Below are 5,606 nucleotides of genomic sequence, written 5' to 3'. Positions count from 1 at the left end.
ATAATTCCATCAACTTATTCATAAGTAGTGTCCTCCAAATTGTCTGATTACTATTTACGAGGATACTACTATACTTTATAATAAACTAAAAATCACCTTTTTGGTTGCGGCCAAAGGCCGCGCTAGGAATATTCGCGGTAGAATATTTTTCGAGTCTCACGACAACGGAATGATTTTATCATTGAGAGATAATAAACATAATGTTTATTATCGTCAAGAAAAAATTACGTTGGAATTGTAGGGAATTGTAGGGACATTTCCCATATTTTTTGACATGCACGTTAAGGTGTGATATTTTCCTCTGTATGCCCTGTATGCCAAAAAAATAGCGAGAGTCTGCGCTGTGAATTATCCGCACCATATCACCCAACGTGGAAACAATCGGGGAGACGTCTTTTTTTGACGATGAAGACAAGGCGTTTTAATCTAAAGACCCTCAGTGGCTATAACAAAACAGGGAGGCCGCTTGGCACAGAGCGATTTGTAAAAAAGCCTGAGAAAGCGCTTGATCGTGGCCTTTTGCCAAAGAAGGCCGGTAGGCCAAGGAAAAGGAAAAGGAAAAAGAAAAGGAAAAAGAATCGGAGGTAAATTAAATATGGGAAGTGTCCCTTTAATAAATTGTGTAGTGAAAAAAGAACAATATGTTTGTTTGGTATGTGGTTATAACATGGTAGGATATTATCCTGATAATTGTCCTTTCTGTGGTGCCCCTAAGGAAAAATTTATTACTTCAGCGGAATGTTCTGCGAAATTTAAAGTCATGGGAACCCCTGTTAACGAAAAGGTAACCCGCTTGAACTCCTTCCCCGCCCTTGGATTGGAACATGCTGCTTATCGTATCGAGACAGGAGATAAGTCTTTTTGGATAGACTGCCCTTCCTGCTTTGACAATCGTCTTGAGCCTGTTGATGCAATCATCTTTACCCATCACCATTTTCTTGGTGCGAGTAACCAGTACCGTGAATTTTTTAAATCCCAGGTACGCATACATGACCTGGATTCTGCCCACAGAATCTGTGCAGGTTTCACCTTTGATGTAAAGTTTAAAGAGAATTTTTTTGAAAAAGGCATAGAAGCCTTCCATAGCGGAGGGCATACCCCAGGTTTTACCTTTTATATCTTTGAGAATATTCTGTTAATCTGTGACTATGTTTTTGTTCAGAAAGAGGGTATGATCTTCAACCCCTATGGTCCGCAAAGGGAAACGAGAGAATGTGCGTTTATAATAGATAAAATATTACAAAACAGAGAAATAAGCAAGGTTTGCGGCTATAACTACGTACTTGAATATAGAGAATGGAGGGATAAATTTAATGGTCTTTTGGTCTGATCTTTCTGTATTAGTAGTTGCAAAAAAGACAGCCTTACCACCGAAGATGTTTGAAAAGAATATTTTCGTAGTAAGGCTTTATTTTTCTAGGGGGGTATTTATGAAAAGAATGACAGAACAGCATTTAATTAATGCCCTTGGCGGAGAGAGTCAAGTACCGATAAATCTTCTTTTCATTTCATGGCAAGTTTGATTGCGGCAATTTAACCCTGCGTACAACGATAGATATTGACAATGGTACGCAAAATTACTTATCTCATATGTTCACATATTCTTATGTTGTTTCGCAGAGGTGAACTTCAGTTAAGGGTACAAGAATATCTGTAGCTCTGATACTGCGAAATATTGCTTCAGGTAGCTGCTAAGCCCCACAATAAATGAACCTGGAATTCTCAGATTAAGTGGAATTAATATATTGAGGTAAAACGGATTTTAGCAGATAGACAGCATCTGGGAAAGAGGAGTTGGAATCTACCATGACGATGTCGATGGTATTAAAGTTTTTTTTACAACGGAAACACCTGGCGAGGTTCGTATTTGGGTTGGTGGCGGAATTAAATTCAGAACAGAGAGGGCAGAGGAAGCGGAAATAGCCTTCGGAGTATTTATGAGGTATGGAGAGGACATCAGCGATGAGTCGATCGATGGGGATATCGTTTCGTAATGAGCGCAAGAGTTGAGGGGAAAAGAGACGGGCCATGGTAGACCTCCTTAAAAAGATTGAATTTCAGCAAGAGCCTGATGGAAGATATCCTGGGTAATTTTCTGTGATTGTCTGATGGAAGCGTTAATCAGGCAGGCGGTGGAAATGGCGTTGATTTGTCTTGGGATGCCGGCGGAGAACTCATGGATCAGGTCTTTGACGTCTGAGTCAAAGATTTTATCGGATGCGCCGGAAGATTTCAGATGGAAGTCTATGTATGCAGCGGTTTGAGTTTTAGTAAGGGGATGAATGTGGTAATGTACCGGGATGCGTTGTGCGAAGTCGGCATGGATGTCTCTTTTGAGGATATATTTGAGGTGTTCCTGTCCCGAGAGGATGATTTTGAGATGAGTGGAAGAATCAAGCGGAGAGCTGACAAGGAGTCTGAGGTCTGTGATGGCGTCGGTTTTCAGGAGATGAGCCTCGTCGATAACGATAATGGGAGTGAGATTTGAGCGCAAGGATTTATCCATAATTTGGAGGAAGAGCCGGTCTTTGGTGTGTTTTGGTATTTCACCGAGCTGGGAGACGATTAAGGAGAGAAGGCTGGATGATTTTAGGTGGGTAAAATGGAGGTAGATGGGGAGAAACAGGTTTTGGGGGATTTGTGAGAGGAAGAGTTTGAGGAGTGTGGATTTTCCGACTCCCGTCTGTCCGTAGAGGACGGCGATAGAGCCTGAGTGTAAGAGGTATTGGAGTCGTGCAAGCCCCTGGGTAAAGCGTTCGTCTTTCATGATAAGGCTGGTGTTGATTCTTTCAGAGAACGGCTGAGTAGTCATGGAAAAATGAGAAGTAAACATGGTTAAGAGACCTCCTTTTTCGAGTAAGCGATTTGTAATTCACGAATGATATAGGGTAAGGTTTTCACGGAGGCATTTTGGAATGCCTCCGTGAGCAATGATTCGTTGAGAGCGGGGATACGGTTGTAGCATTTTTTAAGCGATTCGAGTTCATGAGAGCTGAAGGCGGAGAGAGAGCCTTTGTGTCCCATGAGGAGTGCGAGTTTCTGGACGAATGCCATGAATGGCCAGGGTCGTTCGGAGATGATTTGGTGGTAATCAATGCCTTTGGCCTGAGCCTGGAGAATGGATTTGTGTTTCTGAGTGATAAGGTCGAGGTAATTATGTTTTGGTTTTGAAGGTGAGGCGGCTGGAGTTTCAGCGCCCTGGTCGCGCAGGTAGAGATTTCCCGAGCCGAGGTATTCACCGTTTGCGGAATAGATCAAGACCTTTTTGAGATCGCCGTATGGGTCGTAACGGACTTCTACTTTATCGCCTCTGAGTTTGGGGTCAACACGGTAAAAGCGGTTATCAATGCGGACATCGGCAAAGGTTCTGTCAACGGTTCTGGGGATGCGTTTCATGAAGAAGGCAAGAGCGGCGTCCATATCGACGTGTCGGATGACGGTAAGCCCCTCGTCGTAGCGTTGTTTTGGAGATTGATTGGTTTCGGAGTGGATTCTTGCGTGATAGACGACGGCAAGGTAAGCGGAGAAGGCCTGGTTAATGGCATCAAGGGTGATAATGTCGCCGGAGCGGACTTCCGACTCGAACTGTGTCTGGCTGGTGCCGAAGAAACGTTCGACCAGTCCGCCGGGAGCAGGGTCGCGTGGTGGTCTGTGGATGAGTTTAATGCCGAGGTTGTAACAGGCAGAGCGCATGGCGTCAGAGTGGTAGACCTTGGCATTGTCGAGGTAGAGTTCTTTGGGCGAGCCGTGGATAGTCCAGGCCCTGATGAGAGAATCGATAAGGATATCGAGGGTTTGTTTGAGATAATACCGTCCTTCGACCACATAACGGCTGTAGCAGTCGATAAAGAGACAGAGGTTTGTGGGAAGCGCCTCGCCGTCAACGAGCACGAAAGGGCCTTCCTGGAAGTCGCCAATCCAGAGGTCGTGGGTATGCTCACGGCTAAGAGCGTATACGCACCTTTTGCTGTGAGACGCCGAGTTTGAGCCGGGTCGCCCCTGCGAGTCTGAGATGGCGGTAGAGGGTGGATTTGGGGATCGTTTTCCCATAGTATTTCTCAAGAAAGCGGTTGAGGCAATCGTCGCTGCGGCGTGGTTGTTCTTTTTTGAGTTCAACGGCTTTGTCGATAATTTCAGGAGAAAACCTTCTGGATGCGCCACGGTCGCTCCTCGCCTTTCTTGCAAGAGATTGAAATCCATCTTTGCGGTAGCGGTTGAGTTTTCTCCTGAGGGTAGAGATAGTGGGTCTTTTCCGCTTTCCGTTGGGGAATACGACCTCCTGAAGGCAGAGTTTTTTCAGAAAAAGGTTGGTCTGCTCCTTCTCAATCTCACCGAAGATGACAGGATGCAGAAGATTGCACCAGAATAAAGCCCATTTTTCGTCTTTCGATTTCATAATTCACCTCCTTTTTTAAGTGTGGAGGTGATTGTAACTCAAGACCAGCCGCTTTTTGTTGCCAGTTCGGGGAAAAATGAATGCCCAAAAATTCGGTGATATTCCGGCTCGGCGCTGAACAATTGAATCGATTGATCGAGGGAGGTTTTTCGTTGTTTGCTTTTATACTTTCCGTGGTAAATGGGAAACATTTGGCGAAAAACCGGAGAGTTGGGGTCGGCCTGCCTGATGAGGTCAAAGGCGTTGCGGAGTGTGTATTTCAGTGAGCCAAAGAAACGCAGCCACCTCCAAACGGTTGACCAGGCAAGCATGCGGTTGTCTATTTCCTGTGTTCGGGTAGTATATCCGATGGCAGAGGAGACACTCCGGTAGGTTTCTGTATCATCTTTGACATAAGCCTGACTGAAGGAGAGACAGTGATCCTTTACGTACCGCTTGTAAGGGAGCGCATACTCAGGATAGGAAGTAAACGTCTTCTTGCACAAGGAACATTTCCAACGTCCCAGGAAAGATTCTATCGTATGAACAAGGGAGTCGATAATAACGTGAAACAACCGATATCTGCATTCATGAAGGGTGAAATTGACATGGGTACTCTTGCACTTTGGACAAAAGCATGGCTTCTGTTTTGTCGCAATAAGCTTTTCATGCTTGTGGATTTTTTCTATAATATTCACGCACTGCCTCCTTTGTATAGAGGGGAAATGGGCAGGAGGATGAAGTTTCCCAACGTTCGGTCCTCCTGCCCTGAGTTTTTTATGTTCCGGAAAAATCTTACAAAACTTGTCCTCGTGAAAACGGGGAACTGGGAAGTAAACCGCCGTTAGGAAGTTTGGAAGTGGTTTTAACCCCTTCCAAACTATTTAATGAGGCTTTACTCCGCCTTACGGACGGAACTTCTTTCTAACGGGGTAAACGATGTATTTTTCTTAACGTGAACAAAAAATCAAGTGAAATACTTACGCAGGATAAAAAAAAGGCGGGGTAGCTGGGTAAGATTTTTCAAATCATTTGCTGGGTATTAGACTCAAATATTCTGAGACTAATTGGGCATTTTTGGAGCATTTATTCTAAGACGTAGCATCTGGTGATGTCTCTGATGTTGTTCCTTCGGCAGGCTCAGGACAGGCTCTTGAGTTTGTTCAGTGATTTCGTGCTTATACCCTTATACTTGCCCTTGAAATCGTATCCGAGAAACCTGAAACCTCTT

At 44.6% G+C, this 5,606-nt stretch carries 5 protein-coding genes; 1 reads left to right on the top strand and 4 read right to left on the bottom strand.

The annotated features are described in order from the left end of the window. Window positions 1-595 precede the first annotated feature (595 nt). Entirely contained in the window at window positions 596-1,330 is a 735-nt protein-coding gene (locus tag QZT26_RS16225) for a rubredoxin-like domain-containing protein (RefSeq protein WP_295103645.1), read from the top strand. 711 nt (window positions 1,331-2,041) lie between these two features. Here QZT26_RS16225 and QZT26_RS16220 read toward each other — a convergent pair. The 4 genes from QZT26_RS16220 to QZT26_RS16205 are packed head-to-tail and all read right to left on the bottom strand — an operon-like array spanning window position 2,042 to window position 5,073. Next, on the bottom strand, window positions 2,042-2,833 hold the full coding sequence (locus QZT26_RS16220) for an AAA family ATPase (RefSeq protein ID WP_295103642.1): 792 nt from the start codon (window positions 2,831-2,833) through the stop codon (window positions 2,042-2,044). Between the two features lie 2 nt (window positions 2,834-2,835). Continuing rightward, complete coding sequence (locus tag QZT26_RS16215; protein ID WP_164994869.1) at window positions 2,836-4,050, bottom strand: Mu transposase C-terminal domain-containing protein; 1,215 nt, start codon at window positions 4,048-4,050, stop codon at window positions 2,836-2,838. Beyond that, window positions 3,944-4,396, bottom strand: a complete 453-nt coding sequence (locus QZT26_RS16210) for a helix-turn-helix domain-containing protein (protein WP_164994994.1) — start codon at window positions 4,394-4,396, stop codon at window positions 3,944-3,946. The genes QZT26_RS16215 and QZT26_RS16210 overlap by 107 nt, the downstream gene beginning before the upstream one ends. A 38-nt stretch (window positions 4,397-4,434) precedes the next feature. Further along, complete coding sequence (locus QZT26_RS16205; RefSeq protein WP_161081509.1) at window positions 4,435-5,073, bottom strand: hypothetical protein; 639 nt, start codon at window positions 5,071-5,073, stop codon at window positions 4,435-4,437. Between the last annotated feature and the right edge of the window lie 533 nt (window positions 5,074-5,606).

The sequence above is a fragment of the uncultured Candidatus Kuenenia sp. genome (assembly GCF_900696675.1).
Lineage (GTDB): Bacteria > Planctomycetota > Brocadiia > Brocadiales > Brocadiaceae > Kuenenia > Kuenenia stuttgartiensis_A.
Note: the sequence above shows the minus strand (reverse complement) of the source record. Positions and strands in the feature narration are given on the sequence as shown.